Origin of the sequence: Eubacterium sp. BL-380-WT-2B, assembly GCF_009696115.1 — a bacterium.
Lineage (GTDB): Bacteria > Bacillota > Clostridia > Eubacteriales > Eubacteriaceae > Eubacterium > Eubacterium callanderi.
Window position 1 is genome coordinate 42,169 of the sequence record NZ_VUMP01000012.1, and the last position, 18,871, is coordinate 61,039.

Here is an 18,871-nt window from a genome sequence, read left to right on the forward strand (position 1 = left end):
CCTTACAGTACTATTTTCTCAAGCCTAATCTCTGAATTAATTCACGATAGCGCATGATATCTTTCTTTTTGAGATAGTTTAATAAACCTCTACGCTGACCGACCATTTTCAGAAGACCTCTTCTTGAGTGATGGTCTTTTTTATGAACGGCAAAGTGTTCATTTAAACCATTGATTCTTGCTGTTAAAATAGCAATCTGTACTTCTGGAGAACCAGTGTCACCTTCGTGTGTCTGGTACTCTGCAATAATGCGTTCTTTTTCTTCTTTTGAAATCATTTGTGTCATTTCTCCTTAAATTATAAATAGACTCCGTAATCACAGTATTTCGTTGGAGTTTCGAAAAACCAAGAGAACGGGCTTAACGTAATAATGATACCATAACCGCAGAACGGTGTAAAGTTTTTTTATCAGAGTTCTGGGATTATTTCTCCTGCTTCATATTCTGAAATCAGTTTTTTACAAAGCTCAATGGTTTTTTCCATCGAATGGTTTCTTGCTTCCTCAGACATATTTTCAGCCATCTGCTGAATAATGTATTTATTCTCAATAAGAAAGTCGACCATGGAGGTCAGTTCCTTGATCTTGTCTACCTTGATCGCCATGCCGCTTTCCACCAGATAATCCGCATTTTCCTCTTCCTGTCCCGGATAATAATACGGGATGATCATCGGAATACATTTAACGATCGCCTCTGTGCTCGTCAGGCCGCCTGGCTTGGAGATGATGGCGTCTGACTCATCCATAAGCTCAGGGATATTGTCGACAAAGCCATGAATCTCTACTACTTTATCCTCGGTCTCATAGACCTTGTTTAAAAACTCTATGGAGCGCTCGACCTTTTTATTGTTGCCGCAGACCACAATAATTTTAATTTTTTCCTGAGCCTTCATCAGCGCGACAAAGGCCTTTTCCATCTGTCTGGTACCCATGCTGCCCGCCATGAGCAGGATTGTACCGCGGATGGCCGGATCTTCGATCTCGGCCTTTTTCCTGGTCTCCTCCACAAATTCCTGTCTTATGGGAATGCCAAAGGGATAAATGATATCCGGGTTTACACCCTTTTCGATCATGGTTTCCTTTGTATACTCACTACCCACCACATAGGCATTAATTTTTTTGTGCAGGTATACGCTGTGGATCTTATAATCTGTCACAAAAGAGAGCACTGGCAGGTCAAAGGCCCCGTGCTCTTTTAAGGTTCCTAAAATATTGGTGACAAAGGGGTGGGTTGAAATCAGCAGATGTGGCTGCTCCTTCTGAATCATGGGAACGATCTCCGGATTCATTACCTTTGTCATCATTTTAAAGATATTCTGCTGAAAAGGCGTCATGTGATTAAACTGGTTGTAAATCTGCTCATAAAGCTTTGGCACATTTTCAACCAGCTGCTTATAGCCCTTTGTTACAATTTTATCTAAAACGGCGCTGCTTTCCTTGAAGGCATCATAAACGTCTACCTCAAAACCATATTCGGATAAAGCCTGTGCAATGGATTTTGCCGCCAGGTTGTGTCCCGCACCAGTGGATGCTGTAAAAATAAAGATCTTAGACATTGACCCCTCCAATTTTTTGTCTGTTTTATTTTATTTAACGCTTGGTTTTAGTCGTCAAAATCCTTAGTGAAACGGTACTGCACCTTCATTAACTTGCCGCCGACTGCCTTTTCACGACGTTTTTCCGCCACATAAAAAGCCCCCAATACGGTCAGCATACCAGCTGCTACTGCAGACAAACTAATCATTACTTTTTTTAACATTTTGGACCTCCTGTAAATCCTGTTTAATAAAAAATGTTCCTATTTCATTGCCTTCTAAAATATCATAAATCACTTTGACATCCTCACCGGATGCGATGATCGTGTCGATTCCGCGATCTGTGGCGTATTTTGCCGCTCCGATTTTAGTCACCATGCCGCCTGTTCCAAGGCCGGAGGTAGAACATCCCGCACTGCTCAAAATATCGGAATCAATCGTCTCAACGGTCTGGAGCAGTCTGGCATCCTCATTTTCATTGGGATTTGAGTCGTACAGCCCATCCACGTCTGAGAGAATAATCAAAAGGTCAGCATCCACAATATCGGCAGTCATGGCAGACAGAATATCATTATCCCCAAAACACTCCTCCTGAATTTCATCCGTAGCGATACAGTCATTTTCATTGACGATTGGGATGATGCTGCGGTTTTTGAGCGCCTTGAAGGTGTTGATGGCATTGTTTCTTTTAATAGAATGCTTAAACACATCTTTAGTCAGCAGGATCTGCCCCACATTTTGGTGGTATTCGTCAAAAAACTTATGGTAGATCTCCATCAAAAGTCCTTGTCCTACCGAAGCGGTGGCCTGTTTAGCCTCCAGTGTCTTTGGCCGTTCCTTTAACCCTAAGCGGTTCATTCCACAGCCGATGGCACCCGAAGATACCAAAACCATCTTTCTCCCACTGTTTTCAAGATCTGTCAAAACCCTTGCCAGCTGATCAAGCTTTTTTAAATTGAGGGTACCATTGGCATGGGTTACCGAGGTGGTTCCCATTTTTATGACAATGGTCTCTGCTTCCTTAATTGTCTGTCGCATTTAATGCGCCTCCATTTGTCTACTGTTGTCTTCCACTCAGGCGGCTTGGTCTAACCTTTTTAATGAATGACTTTTGCCGTCAGTCGGGTGACTATTCTGAAATATTATCATATCAAACTTAACTTAATTTTGCAAGTTTGTTTTATCATACTATACCGGGGATTCCTGCTGTTTTTCCATGCGTTTTATACTTATTTATTGTATCATGACCTTTAAACTTCTTATACTCAATCAAAAATCATTCTTTTTTCTCTCCGCTTATCCATACAAAACTAAAGCTTTTCTTAGGAATAGGCCGGAGATTGTTTTTATCATCTGACTAGGGGGTATATAAAAACTAACAATTCTTATTAAGGAGGCTTTACAATGAGCAATGATAAAACAGGTTTTGTCGATCAGGCAAAAGGCGAAGTGAAAGACCGTGTCGGCGGTGCAACTGGCAACAAAGGCATGCAGGCTGAGGGCATGATGGACAAAGCTGCCGGAAAAATCAAAGAAAAGGCAAATGACGTAAAAGAAAAAGCAAAAGATGTCGCAGATGATGTAAAAGATCGTCTGAATAAATAAAACCTTGATATAAAAAACCGGGATATTCCAAGTTGAATATCCCGGTTTATTTATTTTTTGATGTTTAATTTAATCAACTACAGCCTGTGGTGGTGCCACAGTCCATGCAAACCTTACAGGTACCATTGCGGACCATGCGGTCACTGCCGCACTGGCTGCACACTTCCCCATAGAGTTTTTCACCCTCAATTTCCATTTCCATCTGAAGCGGCACTGTTTCCGGCGTCGGAGCCGCTGTGCTGGCATCTACCTTGGCAAGAGGCGCCTTTGGTTTTACCTGGCATTTTGAGTAATCGCCGCATTCAATATCAATCACTTTTGAAATCAAGTCAGAAATCGAGGACGCGTATTTAATGTATGGGTGCCTCTGTACAAAGCCTGACGGCTCGTACTTCTGGCCTCTCAGCATAATGGAAATTTTTTCCGGCGGGATATTGTACTGAAGCATATTGGAGATGGACTTGGACAATGAAGCCAGCAGGCCCTTAACCACTGTGCCATCCTTATCGGTAGAGACAAAAATTTCTGCAATTTTACCATCGTCGTAGAAACCGATAGTGATATAAAGCTCAATATCGCCGATCTTAGCGGCATGGGTACGGCTCATACGCATACCGTCTGGCTTGCGCCGGTTAGGCACACCCTGGTTACAGTCTCTTGCAAATTCCAGGAGCTCTTTATAAGAACAATCCTCCAGATGCTTTTCGCCTTCCTCCTGCTTACCGGAGCTTAAGGGCTGTGAGGCCTTACAGCCATCGCGGTAAACGGCAATGGCCTTAGCGCCGGTCGTGTAGGCCAGAAGATGAATTTTCTTAACATCCTCTATCTCAGCGTCTGACGGCAGATTAACGGTCTTGGAAACAGAGCCGCTGATCATTGGCGTGATGGCTGAAACCATGAGCACATGGCCCTCTGGACGGATAGTATTCGCTGTATCAAAAACCGGAATATGTTCGGGCTTGATATGCGGAGCGCCGGACAGGCTGTCATGACGCAGATAACCCTTTTCGTCCTTATCCAGCATGTAGCCGAGAATATCGGAGATTTCTTTTGGCTTATAGCCCAGATTCCTGAGGGCAATCTCCATCACAGGATTCACAATTTCCATGGAGCCGCCGCCTACCAGCTTTTTGAATACCACATGATTGTAAAAGGGCTCGACAGAGGTGGCGCCGCAGTCCATGGCAAAGGAAATCGTACCAGTCGGTGCGATAACACTAACCTGTGCGTTGCGGTAGCCGTTTGCTTCACCATAATCAATGGCATCCTTCCACGCGTCCTTGATACGGCTGCTGATATTCAGGAAACCCATCTCTTCTAAAAGCTCATGATTGATTTTAAGAGGCTCATAAGTCATTTCTTCATAATCATCGGCCAGATAGCCCGCGACACGGCTGTGATTACGGATAACACGCTTCATATAAGGGCTGTTAATCTCATATTTCGCAAAAGGACCAACTTTTCCTGCCATCATTGCTGAAACATAGTAGGAATGTCCCGTCATAATGCCGCATAAGGCCGCGATCAGGTTTCGCGCTTCATCGGAATCATAGGGATAGCCCAGCGCCAGAATCAATGACGCAGCATTGGCAAGGCCCAGGCCGGTGGTGCGGAAAAGGTAGCTTTTTCTCGCCACATCTTCTGTTGGGAACTGTCCCCAGTAAATGGAAGCCTCCAGCACCAGCTGGATCAGTCCCGCTAAATGTGAAAAGCGTTCAATATCAATTTTGTTGGTTTCCGGGTCAAAGAAACGGAAAATATTGATGGATGCCAGGTTACAGGCAGTATCATTTAAAAAAGCATACTCTGAGCATGGGTTTGTCGCGTTGATCCGGTTTTCTTTTTTGGAGGTATCGCCGTCTTCGCCGCCGGGGCAGGTGTGCCAGGCGTTAAACAGGTCGTCGAACTGAAGCCCTGGATCGGCGCAGGCCCATGAGGCTGTATTAATTTTCTGCCAGAGTTCTTTGACAGATACTTCGCGGTTAACCGCGTCGTCCACACGGCCCTTCAAGGTCATCTTGTGATCTGGCTCGTGCTCAAGATTGATGACAGCGTCCATGAATTCTTTATTTAAACGGACGGAGTTATTTGAGTTCTGCCCTGCAACCGTGCGGTATGCCTCACCATCCATAGAAATATCATAGCCCATCTTTCCAAGGGCGCGGACTTTATCTTCTTCCTTAACCTTCCAGTCTACAAATTCTTCAATCTCAGGATGATCAACATCTACAATGACCATTTTAGCCGCGCGTCTTGTGGTGCCGCCGGACTTAATGGCACCCGCATTGCGGTCAAGCCCCTGCAGAAAACTCATCATTCCTGAGGACTGCCCGCCGCTTGACAATTTTTCATTCACACCGCGAAGCGATGAAAAGTTCGTACCAACACCGGATCCGCCTTTAAACAGCTTGGTCTCACTGACATAGTGCTCAGAAATGGAGTGATGGCCGAGCAGCTTATCCTCAATAGATAAAATAAAACAGGCGCTGGATTGTGTCCGGGTATAGCGGTCGTCTGATTCTTTAACCTCACCGGCTGCCTCGTCATAGTAATAAAGATCGTCCTTATCACCCTTGATGCCATAGCTTCTGGACAGACCAGTATTAAACCACTGCGGTGAATTTGGCGCCCACATCTGTTTCAGAAGGGCGTAAACCATCTCATCGTAAAAAATCTGCCACTCTTCCTCAGTCTCAATAATGCCTTCTTCTTTCAAAGCATCTGCCCAGAAGCCAACCATCCGGTCAGCAACCTCGCGCATGCTGTGTTCATAGCCCAGACCGTTAGGGATTCCCCGCCGTCTGAAATACTTGCTGGCTATAATATTACAGGCATTTTGCGAATAATCAACTGGAAATTCAAGATCTTCCATGGATAAAATGGTCGCGCCCGTCTGATAATTTGTTAAATTGACGTCAACATTCTGCCACTCGAAAAGATCGTAGACAGTCTTATCACTGCCTTCCAGTTCCTTCGTAAAATGTCTTTTAAATAGATCTTTCAGCTCTTTCAATCTTAAACTCCTTATAAAATCGGTTTGTAAAGGCGTCCACAAGATGTGCGGCGCCGATTTTTATTATAACATATATCTGGTATAATACGTGAAATAAATTCTTGTAATCCACATCAACTTTCTTGTAAAAAGAAAACAGAAACAGTAAAAAGAGACTCTCTGCTTTGAGAGTCTCCTTGAAACACCAGTCAGAATCAGGATTTTTGATTTTCTTCCTGTTCTTCTAAAACATCTAAATCTACAGCAGCGTTGGTCGCCGCTTCTTCAGTTCCGATAACATCTTTTTCAAAGGTACCGGCTTCATGGGTTTCCTCCACCGAGACTGATTCCATTGCATCATCTGTCAGGGATTGACGTCTGACCTCAGGCTCCGCTTCACAAATGGATTTTTCCTGTCCAGCAACAACGACTTTTTTATGATTTGACATTTTCATGTCTCCTTTCAAAGTTTAGTTGCCTTTCTTATCGTCTCCACCCATTTTAACCTTCTGCCCTACCTTGCTCTCAGTACCAGCTGCAATCCGCTTGATGTTGGCGCGGTGCTGGAATACGGTTGAGCAGCAGAGAAACAAGGCAAAAACCAGTTCGGGTGTAAAAACAGCCCCATGTGTAATAAAAATACTTTTAATAAGAACCGCAATCGGAAGGGATACCATCCCGATAATGGAAGTCAGTGACATCATTCTGAAAATGGCCAGGAAGATCAGTCCAACAGCAATACAGATCAGGGCAACTGGCCAGTCAAAGACAATAAAAACGCCGATGGAGGTAGCTGTCCCCTTTCCGCCTCTAAAGCCGAGACAGACCGGCCAGTTATGGCCGCAGACTACTGCGATCCCCGCAGCTGCGACCCAGGCTTCACTGAAGCCGAGCAGTCTGGCAGCAAGAATCACGACAGAGCCTTTAAGCGCATCTAGAACAAAAACAGGAATGGCATATTTCAGGCCCATTGTCCGGAGTACATTTGTTGTACCCGCGTTGCCGCTTCCGTAATTACGGACATCCTCACCCTTTACAGCGCGAACCATAATATAGGCAAAGTCAAGATTACCGATAAAATAGGCCGCCACAACCAAAATCAAGCCAATAAGTATACTCATACTAAACTCTCCTCACACATAATCCTGAGCTACTGCTCTCTAACGCGCTCAATAAGGATCAGGAGTTTTTCAATGATCCGGTCATAGTTCTCTTTTTTATGGGGAGCAAGGCAATTTGTACAGTTCTTTATACCCTTTTCCGTGTATTCAAAACCACCGCCGCAGTCCCTTCCCAGCGCATATAAAGGACAGTAACAAAACAAACAGTTAAACTCATCCGGGTTTTCCGTTTTGTGACAGGGGAAGTACTCACAGTCCCTGTTCTGGAAAAATTTAAAGTTTTCTGTTTCAAATTCTTTTTTACACATAGCTTTTTAGTTGACAGCGTCCATTCCGACAGCCATCGCTTTAATATTTAAATCAACAAATTTAGGTTTTACATTATTCCGGATGATCTCATCCCAGTTAATATCCTGAAGCCCCATGGATTTAATGATAGCGCCCAGCAGAATCACATTCATAACCTTGAGGTTGCCCATTTCCTCTGCCAGGGCAGAAGCGTTCATCACACGGACATTGGCCTTTTCCTGCAATGTTTCCAGAATTTTTTCCGGGTAAGTCGCTTTGCCGATAACGACCGGCAGCGGCCAGATTTCTGCATCATTGACAATAATCTTTCCGTCTTCCTTTAAAAAGTCAATATAACGCAGTGCTTCCATTTTTTCAAAAGCGACAATGATATCCGCTGTTCCCATCTCGATAACCGGTGACTGAACGTCATCCCCATAGCGAACCTGAGAAGAAACAGAGCCGCCGCGCTGGCTCATGCCGTGGATTTCACTCATCTTTACGTCATAGCCGGCTTCCATCAAGCCAGTGGTCAGCAGCTTTGCAGCTGTGATGGTTCCCTGGCCGCCGACACCAACCAATAATATATTTTTTGTTTTCATTCTACTTTTCCTCCTCTACATAAATGGCATGTTTCGGGCAGATTTGCAGGCAAACCTCACAGCCCAGACATGATTCTTCCAAAATACCGGATTTTTTCGGTACGGTAGAGTTAAAGGCTAAAGCAGGACAGCCGGATTTCAGGCATTTCTTACAGCCAATACAGAGATCGGTATCGACCTTGCAGTGGCGTTTGAAGGCTTCTGGGAACTCTTCTTTATCGGCCTGAGAAAAACGTTTGAGGGCACACGGCCAGCGTGTGATAATGACAGAAGCTTCATCGTTGGACAGCCCCCAGTCAAGGGCCGCGTCAGTTTCCTCAAGATTGTTTGGATCGACAGTGCGGACATTTTTAACGCCAAGTGCGCGGACAATGGTTTCGATATCCATAATCGGTGCCGGTTCGCCTTTTAAGTCATAGCCGCTGCCTGGATTTTCCTGATGGCCGGTCATGCCGGTGATGCGGTTGTCCAGGATAACAGTCAGAACATTGCTCTTATTGTAGGTAACATCCATGAGACTGGTCATTCCGGAGTGGAAGAAGGTTGAATCGCCGATGACAGAAACGACTTTCATGTCGTTATTCTTAATACTCATGGCCTTTGCCACACCGTGTCCTCCACTGATGCTGGCGCCCATACAGATCATGGCGTCAGTCGCGTTGTACGGCGGTGTCAAACCTAAGGAATAGCATCCGATATCACTGAAAATCATAATATTTTTACGGCGCCCCAGCTCATAGAAAATACCGCGGTGAGGACAGCCTGCACAAAATGCCGGCGGACGGCCGACAATCTTTTCGGGGTCGGGTGCAAGGGTCACTTCGCTTTTACCGTAAAGTGCTTCACGGATACGTTCCGGTGTCAGCTCTCCCATGGCCGGGAACACGTCTTTTCCAATAACGTCAATGCCCATGGCCTTGATTTCGGTTTCGAGAATCGGATCATTTTCTTCAAGGACATAAATCTTCTTAACCTTATCTGCAAATTCAGCGATCAGCTTTTTGGGCAGTGGATATGAGAAGCCCAGTTTCAGGTAAGAGGCACTATCGCCAAAAACTTCCTTAGCATAGCGAAAAGCTACGCCAGACGCGATAACGCCAATTTCCTTCTGATTGTCTTCGATATAGTTCCATTTAGAAGTTTCGGTATATTCTGCCAGCTTTTCAAAATTTTTGGCAAGCTTAACCTGCATAACGCGGGCATGAGCTGGCAGCGGGCAGTTTTTCATAATATCTTTTACATATTCTTTATCGTCCACTTCCACACGGTCTTCACATTGGACAATGGATTTGGAATGGCAGACGCGGGTAGTCATGCGGTAAAGCACCGGACAGTCATAGGTTTCACTTACCTCATAAGCGTCCTTAAGCATATCCTTGGCTTCCTGGCTGTCAGATGGTTCGAACATTGGCATCTTGGCATGGCGCGCATAATTGCGGTTATCCTGCTCATTCTGGGATGAGTGCATACCAGGCTCATCGGCGGTTATGATAACAGATCCTCCGTTAACGCCAAGATAAGCGAAAGTAAAAATCGGATCAGCCGCAACGTTTACCCCAACATGTTTCATTGCAGCAAGGGTTCGGATACCGGCAATCGAAGCGCCTGCAGCCGCTTCAACCGCTACTTTTTCATTTGGCGCCCATTCGGAAACAATGCCGTCATAGGTCGCTACATTCTCAAGGATTTCTGTGCTGGGTGTTCCTGGATAAGCAGTGGCAAATTTAACGCCGGCCTCCCAGGCCCCACGGGCAATGGCTTCATTGCCTGTTAATAATTTCTTCATATTCTCTCCTCTCCTGTAAGGGCGGGAACCGCCCGTCCTTGTGACAGAATAAAATTTTACTGTTTCATAACTTATTTTTATAATTATACACTAAACCATACACGAATTCAAAGAATCAATGGCTGTTTCATGTTTTTTATAAGGCACATCAGACAAGGCCGTAGCCCTCGGGATGCCCCTGATGCCATTTCCAGGCAGTTTCGATGATGTATTCAAGTGATGAATTGACCGGTGACCAGCCCAGTGCTTTTTGTGCTTTTTCTGAACTGGCAATTAAGACTCCCGGGTCGCCTGCCCGGCGGTCTGTGATTTCAACCTCAAAGTCTTTTCCGGTAACCGCTTTAACCTTTTCAATGACTTCCAGAACTGAGAAGCCATTGCCGTTGCCAAGATTATAAACATCACTGGTTTCGGATTTAACCAGATCCTCCATGCCCAGAATATGGGCCTCCGCAATGTCCATGACATGGATATAATCGCGGATACAGCTGCCGTCTGGGGTATCATAGTCATCGCCAAAGACATAAATCTTATCGCGAATGCCCTGGGCTGTTTTTAAAATCAGCGGGATCAGGTGGGTTTCCGGCGCGTGGTCCTCGCCGATCTCTCCGCTTGGGTGTGCTCCGGAAGCGTTGAAATAGCGGAACACCTTGTAGTGAAGTCCGTAGGCCACCTCCATCCAATGCAGCATTTTCTCAACAGCCAGCTTTGTCTCGCCGTAGGTGTTGGTGGGATGCTTGGGTGTGTCCTCATCAATGGGCAGTCGTTCCGGCTCACCGTAGGTCGCCGCGGTCGATGAGAAAATAAAATGCTTAATGTCATTGTTGACCATGGAACGCAGCAGGCACAGTGTCCCGTAAACATTATTGTCATAATACTCAATGGGCTTTTCCATGCTCTCACCCACCAGTGAATTCGCGCAGAAATGCATGACACAGTCAACCTCGTGGCGCAAAAACAGTCTCTCAAGACAGGCCGCATCACGAATATCGCCAACCTCCAGCGCTGCTCCTTCCGGAACCGACTGACGGTGTCCGGTGGACAGATTATCCAGTACCACTACCCCGTAACCTTTGTCCAGAAGCGCCCGGACTACATGGGACCCGATATAGCCGGCCCCGCCGCAAACTAAAACTTTCATCTATCTGTCTCCTTATACTCTGTCCATTCTGCTTAATAATAGCGCATAAAATCTTCATTGAAATTTGACCGGACATACTCAATCTCCGGATCGTTCACATTTTCCCGAAGCAGGTTTTCAAGCAGTCCCACGACCATTTTTTCGGTCCCAAAGTGACCGGCGTCAAGAACCCACAGGTTATTTTCAGCCGCCCTCTGGGCGTCGTGGTATTTCAAATCTCCGGTAATGTAAACATCCGCCTTTTTGACCTTTGCCAGTCCGATAAACTCTGCTCCACTGCCCGTGCACAGAGCCACCTTTTTGACCTTTGACGGCTCGTTCCCCGCAGCCCTTACATGGGAAAGGTTCAACGCTTTTTTTACATGCGCTATAAAGGCATCTGGCGCCATAGCTTCTTTTAAGGTGCCAATTTTGCCAAGACCATTCTGGTTTAAAAGCAAACCGTTCTCAAGGGGATATAAATCATAAGCCATCTCCTCGTATGGATGAACCTTTTTAAGCTTTTGAATGAGAGTTTTCATCATCCTACCGTCAATAATGGTTTCCACACGATCCTCTTTGACGGTTGTCACTTCACCCTCCTCACCGATAAAAGGATCTGTACCTTCAAGGGGCTTGAAGGTTCCCTGACCCACGGTGCGGTAGGTGCAGTGGCTGTAGTTGCCGATAAAGCCAGCGCCGCTGTCCCCCATCACTTCAACAATTTTATCCGTGTAATCTACCGGCACATAAACCACGATTTTATAGAGCTTATCCTCATCGGAAGGGTCCAGAGGCTGGCGTTTCTCAATGCCGAGTGTCTTTGCGATATAATCATTGAGGCCAAGCTCTGCCTTATCCAGATTAGTGTGCGCTACATACAGGCTGATGTCATTGCGGATCAGCTCTGCCACAATCTTTCCCTTCAGCTCATCGGTACAAATGGATTTGATGCCGTTAAAAATAAAAGGGTGGTGTGCAATAATCATATCTGCTTTTTCCACAACGGCTTCCCGCACGACAGCCTCTGTCACATCCAGCGTCAGCAGTACTTTTTTCACCCTTTTCTGGAAAGAGCCGATCTGAAGACCGACGTTATCCCAGGACTCCGCAAGGTTTCTCGGGGCCACAGTCTCAATCACTTTTGTTATTTCACTGCATTTTACAGCCATTTTTTACCTCCATCAGCGCAGCTGCGATGGCTGTGCTTTTCTGATACTGTTCTCTGGCCATTTCTGTGTACTTGTTTTTTGTATTCTCGATTATCTTATTTTCAAGCTCCAGCTTACGGTCAATCAGCTCTGGCAGAAGCGGATGTTCACGCCTTTTGGCCTCATAGCCAATCAGGTAATCCAGATCGTTTTCAATGGACATTTCACCCTTTTCAGCTACTATGATTTCATAGATCCTGCGTTCTTCTTTTGCCAGATCCTCATTGACGATCAAGAAGCCATTGTCCTCCAGAAAATGCCTGACAATAAAGGCATTGTTCATGGGCTGGAGCACCAGGCGTTTTGCCGAGGCCGCGACATCTGGGGATTCTGTCAGAAGATCTCTTATCAAATAGCCGCCCATACCCGCCATGACAATCGTCCCGGCTTCTCCGGGGCTCAGCACAGAAAGGCCTGAACCCAGGCGCGTTTCAATCTGCTTCTCATAGCCCGACCGGGCCACAAGCCGCTCCGCTTTCCTGAGAGGCTTTTCATTGATATCCGCCGCGACAGCGCGCGGAATAAAGCCCTGCTCCATTAGATAAACAGGCAGATATCCGTGGTCTGTACCGATATCTGCCATGCTTTCATTTTTTAATACATTATCTGCAATCACCTGCAAACGTGGTGTCATCATTTTAGGTCAAATAATCCTTTAATTTTTTACTTCTGCTCGGGTGTCTCAGCTTTCTAAGCGCCTTGGCTTCAATCTGACGGATACGTTCTCTGGTAACATTGAACTCCTTGCCAACCTCTTCGAGAGTGCGGGCACGTCCGTCATCCAGCCCAAAACGCAGGCGCAGAACTTTTTCTTCACGCTCGGTCAGTGTGTTGAGCACTTCCATAAGCTGTTCTTTCAAAAGCGCATAGGACGCTGCTTCTGATGGCGCCGGGGCATTGTCGTCCTCAATGAAGTCACCCAGATGGCTGTCCTCTTCCTCGCCGATTGGGGTTTCCAGGGACACAGGATCCTGAGCAATTTTCTGAATTTCTCGAACCTTTTCCTCTGAAAAGCCCATCTCTTTACCGATTTCTGCCGGCGTGGGTTCACGTCCGAGCTCCTGAAGCAGCTGTCTGGACACACGAATGAGCTTGTTGATGGTCTCAACCATATGCACAGGAATACGAATGGTTCTGGCCTGATCCGCAATGGCGCGGGTGATGGCCTGTCGAATCCACCAGGTCGCATAGGTACTGAACTTAAAGCCCTTGGTATAGTCAAATTTTTCTACCGCCTTAATCAGGCCAAGGTTTCCCTCCTGAATGAGGTCCAGAAAGGACATACCACGCCCCACATAGCGTTTGGCGATGCTGACAACCAGACGCAGATTTGCCTCAGCCAGCTCTTTCTTGGCTTCATCATCACCGGCTTCCATACGCTTAGCGATGCCCATTTCCTGTTCTGCGGTTAAAAGCGGCACCTTGCCGATTTCCTTTAAATACAAACGGACAGGATCATTGACGCTGACGCTGTCCCCCAGGTCAATATCCTTGACGGGATCATCCTCAATCTCAATTTCTTCCAGCTCTGCCACATCAATGTCGATATCCAGATCAATATCATCTGTCTCAATATCCATATCCTGGAAGGTCAGGTCAATGCCTTCCTTCTGCAAAAGCAGATAGATGGAATCAATCTCTTCCGGGTCTAGATCGGTCTTTTCAAGCACTTCCTCAAAATCGGCGTTGTTTAAAGAACCCTTTTCCTTTCCGCGCTTGATCAGTGTCTGAACTTCCGGCATTGCCTCCAGATCAGCAATTGCATCAACCTCGTCGAGCAGTTCCTCCATATCTGGTTTTACTTTTTTCTTCTTTGCTTCAGCCATTTATATCCTCCTGACTTTCGATCATAACTTGTTACATTTCTTTTTTCAATGTGATCATTTTATCCATTAAAACGGCGGCTTCCTCCTCGCTCGCTTTACTGATTTCCTGTTTTATCCGCTCTATTTCGGCAGACCGGTAAAAATACATGATGGTTTTGATACATTCCTCAAGCTTTGCGCTTTCGATAGGGGTATCGTCCATCAAAATAGCGGATACCGGCTTCACCTGCTCCACATCCTCAAAATGATTCATGAGCGCTGCCGGCGATATCTGCTCTCCCTTTTCAAACAGCCCTGTAATAAGCTCATAAAGCTCTCTGAAAAATCCCGGACTAAAGTGCTCTGCCCTCAGCCTCCCGGATTTAAAGACCTCTGGCTCCAGCATACCCTTTCTCAGAAAAAGAATCTGGGCTTCCTCGTAGGCTTTTGGCATTTTTTGCCAGTAGTCGATCTTTTCGCCAACATCCTCTTCTGTCAGATCCACGGGCTTTTTACGGTATACCTCCCGTCTTATGACCTTCAGGTCAATCCCGGTTTCTCTGGCAAGGCGCTTGCTGTAGAGATCAATCTGAACCTCATCGGAGAGCTGTCTGAGTACTGCAATGGCCTGATTGATATATTTAATCCGACCATCGGTCTGGCTGAGATCAAACTTCTTTCTTAGAAGGCCAATTTCGTACTCGACGATGGTGATGGCTTCAGTGACCTTTTTTTCAAAGGCATCTTTTCCATGTTTCTGGATATAGGTGTCTGGGTCATCCTCAATGGGTAACCTTAATATTTTAACATTCAACGGTGTATTTTTCAAGATCGCAATGGCTTTTTGCGTCGCACTCTCTCCGGCAGCATCGCCGTCAAAGCAGAGCACCACCTCGCCTACATAACGCCCTAAAAGGGCGGCATGATAAGCCGTAAAAGCCGTGCCAAGCGCAGCTACCGTATTGCGCACGCCATATTGATAAAGCGAGATCACATCCATATAGCCCTCGACGATGAGCATCTGCCCGCCGACAATATTGCTCTTGGCGTGATTCATATTAAAAAGCTCGGTTCCCTTTGAAAAAACCATGGTTTCCGGTGAGTTCAAATACTTTGGTCCATGATCATCCTCGTTGATCCGCCTGCCGCCAAAGCCGATAATCCTGCCTGTTGCGTTCAGAATCGGAAACATGATGCGGTTCCTGAAGCGATCGTACATACGCCCATTTTCACTGCGCATCACGAGTCCGGAGTCCAGCATCTCCTGATCAGTATACCCCTTTTGCCGCAGGAACCCCAGGGCGTTCTGCCAGCCGTCTGGCGCCAGCCCAAGACCGTAAGCCTTAATGGTTTCCGGTGTGATTTTACGGCCCGCCAGATAGTACTGCGCGTTTCGATTTTTTTTAAGACAAAGATAATAATAGTTAGCCAGCTCACGGTGCAGTTCATAGAGGCGTTCTTTTTTCCGGTATCGTTCACTATCCTCAGCACTGCTGCCGTTTTCTGGCAGAATAATATGCGCCCGTCTTGCTAAAAATTTCAGCGCATCCACAAAAGGAAGATTTTCAATGGCCATGACAAAGCCAATAACATTCCCTCCTACGCCACAGCCAAAGCAGTGATACAGCTGCTTATCCGGCGACACTGTAAAAGATGCGGTCTTTTCGTTATGAAAAGGACACTTCCCCTTATAGGAGCTTCCGGCTTTTTTCAGTGTCACATATTCTGATACAACGTCGACAATATCGTTGGCCTGCAGCACCTGGTTAATAACTTCTTCACTATAACGAGGCGCCATCTTCTCACCACTTTCCCTGTAATATCTCATATTTGTACCAAAGGGTACTTGAATATTATTCTTTTTTTTACATGAATATCCTCTAAAAAAGAATAACTTTTTTTAAAACGTAAAAATGCAGAGGGTTTTCTTAATTTTTTTAAGGTTTAATCCGATTTTATTCTCTTGGGATTATGCTATAATATAAACGCTATAAGGAGGATTACATGACCATACGCGAAGAACTGTTTTTACTCACAGAGGAGGATTATCGCAGATTTCAGAAAAAGTTACTGCCAGATCATTGCGAACTGATAGGAGTCCGTCTTCCTGCACTAAGAAAAATTGCGAAACGTATTGCAAAAGAGGATTATTTGCTTTTTTTGACGCAGGGGCCTGAAGATTATTTTGAAGAAAAAATGCTCAAAGGAATGGTGATTGGCTACCTGAACCCTGAAAAAGCAGGACTGGATTCTGTTCTGGAGTCCATCAATATTTTTATACCCAAAATTGACAACTGGTCTGTTTGCGACAGTTTTTGCAGCGGTTTAAAATATGCTAAAGTTTACCCAGAGCAATTCTGGACGTTCATCTTATCCAAGCTTACAGCCTCAGACGCTTTTACACTCCGTTTCGGCGTCGTAATGCTTTTGTTCTATTACATCGATAAAGCCCATATCCATCAGGTCATCAAGCTTTTGGACACAGTCCGCCATGAGGACTACTATGTGAAAATGGCAGTGGCCTGGGCGTTGTCCATGTGTTATGTCCGCTTTCCGGATATTACCAGGTCCTATCTTTTGGGTGAAAATGCCTTGGAACCCTTTACTTATAATAAGGCCCTGCAGAAAATCATTGAATCCAGACAGGTTTCACCAGAAGAAAAAAACCGAATAAGGCTGATAAAAAAAGACCCTAAAGCACCCCTTTGATTCTCTAAAAATGTACCTTGATCTCTATTTCTCCGGCTAACTCGTCCATCCTTCCTGCTGGTACAGAGCTTTCCGCACCGCTGTTTCAACGGTCTGGCCGATCAGCTCTCCAAGCTTAAAATGCTTTCCGGCGTCTGTCATGCGCAGCTCCGAGTCCGGCTTCGCAATAATGATGACGCCGTCAGTACCAGTGCCGGTCGCTCCGCCATCCGAAACCACACTTCTGCACCCCAAACGTTCAAGCGCAGCTGTTTTAGCCTCGGTACAGGTCATAAAAGCCTGAAGCATGGTGCCGTCCGGTAAATCGGCGTCGATTGCAAGAATTACATTGATGGTGCCGCCAAGTATGAATGGCCGGCCATCCTTCTGATCGAGGGTTGCCCGGTCACCCGCACGCAGCGCATTCCCCGACACGCCTGCTGTCACAAGCGCGGATACTGTCATCGCACCATAGGCGGCCTCACAGAATGCCGCGTTGCGCATCTGTGCCGCGGTAGTCAGCCCAGTAGTCTGGCGCAGTGGCAATTTTAAAATATTTTCCGCCACAATCTTCAAATGTTCCTCGTGGGTAGGGGCCAGCATTTCACAACGCTTGGTTTTTTCTTCCAGCTCGTCATAGTTGAACACAAAGTTCAAATCACTTCTCAGCCCGCCATTTAAAAGCGAGCTGCTGAGTACCCGGCGCTCATCCTCAAGACTGATAATAGCGGCCCGGTGGTCAAGACGCGCCGTATCACCGGTTGCCAGCTTATATTCTCTCATGTGCACGATCCTTTACCCCATCATCTGCCGGTACCAGAAAATAACGCATACCAGAAAAACGCCGTTTAAAATATCTGCCAGCATTGCAGCCATATCGGCCACATATGTATAAAAAAGGCCGAAGCAGATACTGATAACCGAGTAAATAATAATATTAATAAAGGCAGCGGTCGTGACAGCTCTGAGGTCTTCTTCATTCATCCACCCCTGAAAAACATGGACCCCCATGGGCACCACCAGCACGATAACCTGAATGGTATAATATAAAAATAATAAATCGCCATAATCCTTAATGACCATTCCTGCCATTTTGGCATAAACTAAAAAAGCGGCGTAAAGAACGCTTATCAAGCTGATAAAGAAAAAGATTTTTCCTGTTTTTGTCATTTTTTGTAGCATTGCTCTGTCCTGATTTTTCATAAAATGTTTTTTGTGACTATTATAGCACAAAAGATTGCAGTCGGGAAACAATTCTAAATGTTGACGTATACAACATCCTATTATAAAATATAAGAAAAATAAGCTTTAGAGCTTTAAAGGAGGATTCAGAATGGCAACACCAAAATTATGGTCTCTGCTTGCAGAACTAAAATCTCCATCCTACAAATGGGTAGACCTGACCCATGCTTTTGATGATGACAGCCCGCATTGGCAAGGCTTCCCCGCCATGACAACCAAGCTTGTCTATGATTACAAAAACGGTGACATTTTTCAAACTCAGCAGTTTACTGTTGTCGGCCAGTATGGCACCCACGTAGACGCACCCATTCATTTCTATCCGGAAGGCCGGACACTGGATGAAATTGAGGTGACCGAGTTCACCTATCCCCTATGCGTCATTGACGTGCATAACCAGGTCGCTGCCAATCCTGACTATGCGCTGAGCATCGCGGATATCAGAATCTTTGAAGAAAGCTACGGACAAATTCCGGACGGTGCCTTTGTCGCCATGCGCTCTGACTGGTGTAAACGCTGGCCGGATGAAAAAGACTGCATGGAATTTGACGAAAAAGGAAACGTCCACTATCCAGGCTGGAGCCTTGAAGCCATTAAATTCCTCGTTGAAGAACGCAACGTGGGTGCCATTGGCCATGAAGCCTTTGACACCGCACCGCCAGCCCTTGAAGAGGACAAGCCCATGGAAAGCGAAACCTATATTTTAAGCCAGAACCGCATTCAAATTGAGGTCATGGCAAATCTTGACAAGGTCCCGCCAGCTGGCGCAATTATCTTCTGTACCTTCCCCAAGGCAAAGAACGCGTCCGGTTTCCCGGCAAGATGCTTTGCCCTCTGTGAAGCCTGACCCGTTCGAGGTACGCCGTTTCGACGTACCTCCT

20 protein-coding genes are annotated in these 18,871 nt (G+C 46.1%); 3 read left to right on the forward strand and 17 right to left on the reverse strand.

The features are described 5' to 3' along the window. Positions 1–10: 10 nt before the first annotated feature. The 4 genes from rpsO to proB all read right to left on the reverse strand — a co-directional run bounded on the left by rpsO (position 11) and on the right by proB (position 2,571). Complete coding sequence (rpsO, locus tag FYJ53_RS19940) at positions 11–277, reverse strand: 30S ribosomal protein S15 (RefSeq protein WP_013380366.1); 267 nt, start codon at positions 275–277, stop codon at positions 11–13. Positions 278–408: 131 nt separating this feature from the next. After that, entirely contained in the window at positions 409–1,554 is a 1,146-nt protein-coding gene (locus tag FYJ53_RS19945; RefSeq protein WP_013380365.1) for a glycosyltransferase, read from the reverse strand. Positions 1,555–1,601: 47 nt separating this feature from the next. Then, positions 1,602–1,757: a hypothetical protein gene (locus FYJ53_RS19950; protein ID WP_013380364.1), complete on the reverse strand. Its 156-nt coding sequence runs from the start codon at positions 1,755–1,757 to the stop codon at positions 1,602–1,604. Further along, positions 1,735–2,571, reverse strand: a complete 837-nt coding sequence (gene proB, locus FYJ53_RS19955; RefSeq protein WP_013380363.1) for a glutamate 5-kinase — start codon at positions 2,569–2,571, stop codon at positions 1,735–1,737. The genes FYJ53_RS19950 and proB overlap by 23 nt, the downstream gene beginning before the upstream one ends. Positions 2,572–2,937: 366 nt before the next feature. On the opposite strand from proB, the gene FYJ53_RS19960 reads away from it, so the two are divergent. Further along, a complete protein-coding gene (locus FYJ53_RS19960) occupies positions 2,938–3,138 on the forward strand; it encodes a CsbD family protein (RefSeq protein WP_154557698.1) in 201 nt (66 codons plus the stop codon). Positions 3,139–3,211: 73 nt separating this feature from the next. Here FYJ53_RS19960 and FYJ53_RS19965 read toward each other — a convergent pair whose 3' ends face one another. The 11 genes from FYJ53_RS19965 to dnaG all read right to left on the reverse strand — a co-directional run bounded on the left by FYJ53_RS19965 (position 3,212) and on the right by dnaG (position 15,861). Beyond that, the gene (locus tag FYJ53_RS19965; RefSeq protein ID WP_090415192.1) at positions 3,212–6,151 is read right to left on the reverse strand and encodes a vitamin B12-dependent ribonucleotide reductase; all 2,940 of its coding nucleotides are present in this window, start codon (positions 6,149–6,151) and stop codon (positions 3,212–3,214) included. Between the two features lie 194 nt (positions 6,152–6,345). After that, the gene (locus FYJ53_RS19970) at positions 6,346–6,579 is read right to left on the reverse strand and encodes a hypothetical protein (RefSeq protein WP_013380360.1); all 234 of its coding nucleotides are present in this window, start codon (positions 6,577–6,579) and stop codon (positions 6,346–6,348) included. Between the two features lie 21 nt (positions 6,580–6,600). Then, entirely contained in the window at positions 6,601–7,251 is a 651-nt protein-coding gene (plsY, locus tag FYJ53_RS19975; RefSeq protein ID WP_148428837.1) for a glycerol-3-phosphate 1-O-acyltransferase PlsY, read from the reverse strand. Positions 7,252–7,280: 29 nt separating this feature from the next. After that, on the reverse strand, positions 7,281–7,559 hold the full coding sequence (locus tag FYJ53_RS19980; protein ID WP_148428835.1) for a cysteine-rich small domain-containing protein: 279 nt from the start codon (positions 7,557–7,559) through the stop codon (positions 7,281–7,283). A 6-nt stretch (positions 7,560–7,565) separates the two neighbouring features. Then, entirely contained in the window at positions 7,566–8,141 is a 576-nt protein-coding gene (locus FYJ53_RS19985; protein ID WP_154557699.1) for an indolepyruvate oxidoreductase subunit beta, read from the reverse strand. A 1-nt stretch (position 8,142) separates the two neighbouring features. Further along, the gene (gene iorA / locus FYJ53_RS19990) at positions 8,143–9,927 is read right to left on the reverse strand and encodes an indolepyruvate ferredoxin oxidoreductase subunit alpha (protein WP_013380356.1); all 1,785 of its coding nucleotides are present in this window, start codon (positions 9,925–9,927) and stop codon (positions 8,143–8,145) included. Between the two features lie 148 nt (positions 9,928–10,075). After that, complete coding sequence (galE, locus tag FYJ53_RS19995; RefSeq protein ID WP_013380355.1) at positions 10,076–11,068, reverse strand: UDP-glucose 4-epimerase GalE; 993 nt, start codon at positions 11,066–11,068, stop codon at positions 10,076–10,078. Positions 11,069–11,100: 32 nt separating this feature from the next. Then, positions 11,101–12,219 carry a Nif3-like dinuclear metal center hexameric protein gene (locus FYJ53_RS20000; protein ID WP_090415187.1) on the reverse strand — a complete coding sequence of 373 codons (1,119 nt, stop codon included), beginning with the start codon at positions 12,217–12,219 and terminating at the stop codon, positions 11,101–11,103. Further along, positions 12,200–12,895, reverse strand: a complete 696-nt coding sequence (locus FYJ53_RS20005; protein WP_148428831.1) for a class I SAM-dependent methyltransferase — start codon at positions 12,893–12,895, stop codon at positions 12,200–12,202. Before FYJ53_RS20005 ends, FYJ53_RS20000 begins: the two co-directional genes overlap by 20 nt. A 1-nt stretch (position 12,896) precedes the next feature. Beyond that, positions 12,897–14,000 (reverse strand): RNA polymerase sigma factor RpoD, encoded by a 1,104-nt coding sequence (gene rpoD / locus FYJ53_RS20010; protein ID WP_371720687.1) that lies wholly within the window; start codon positions 13,998–14,000, stop codon positions 12,897–12,899. A gap of 115 nt (positions 14,001–14,115) precedes the next feature. Continuing rightward, positions 14,116–15,861, reverse strand: coding sequence for a DNA primase (gene dnaG, locus FYJ53_RS20015; RefSeq protein ID WP_227930284.1), 1,746 nt, complete (start codon positions 15,859–15,861; stop codon positions 14,116–14,118). 206 nt (positions 15,862–16,067) lie between these two features. Here dnaG and FYJ53_RS20020 point away from each other — a divergent pair, with 206 nt between their 5' ends. Continuing rightward, complete coding sequence (locus tag FYJ53_RS20020; RefSeq protein ID WP_148428827.1) at positions 16,068–16,772, forward strand: DNA alkylation repair protein; 705 nt, start codon at positions 16,068–16,070, stop codon at positions 16,770–16,772. A 36-nt stretch (positions 16,773–16,808) separates the two neighbouring features. Here the strand turns inward: FYJ53_RS20020 and FYJ53_RS20025 are convergent, their stop codons facing one another. Then, positions 16,809–17,534, reverse strand: a complete 726-nt coding sequence (locus FYJ53_RS20025) for an adenosylcobinamide amidohydrolase (RefSeq protein ID WP_148428825.1) — start codon at positions 17,532–17,534, stop codon at positions 16,809–16,811. A 12-nt stretch (positions 17,535–17,546) separates the two neighbouring features. Continuing rightward, positions 17,547–17,933 carry a hypothetical protein gene (locus tag FYJ53_RS20030; protein WP_143074448.1) on the reverse strand — a complete coding sequence of 129 codons (387 nt, stop codon included), beginning with the start codon at positions 17,931–17,933 and terminating at the stop codon, positions 17,547–17,549. Positions 17,934–18,084: 151 nt separating this feature from the next. Here FYJ53_RS20030 and FYJ53_RS20035 point away from each other — a divergent pair, with 151 nt between their 5' ends. After that, positions 18,085–18,837 carry a cyclase family protein gene (locus FYJ53_RS20035; RefSeq protein ID WP_148428823.1) on the forward strand — a complete coding sequence of 251 codons (753 nt, stop codon included), beginning with the start codon at positions 18,085–18,087 and terminating at the stop codon, positions 18,835–18,837. The last annotated feature ends 34 nt before the right edge of the window (positions 18,838–18,871 follow it).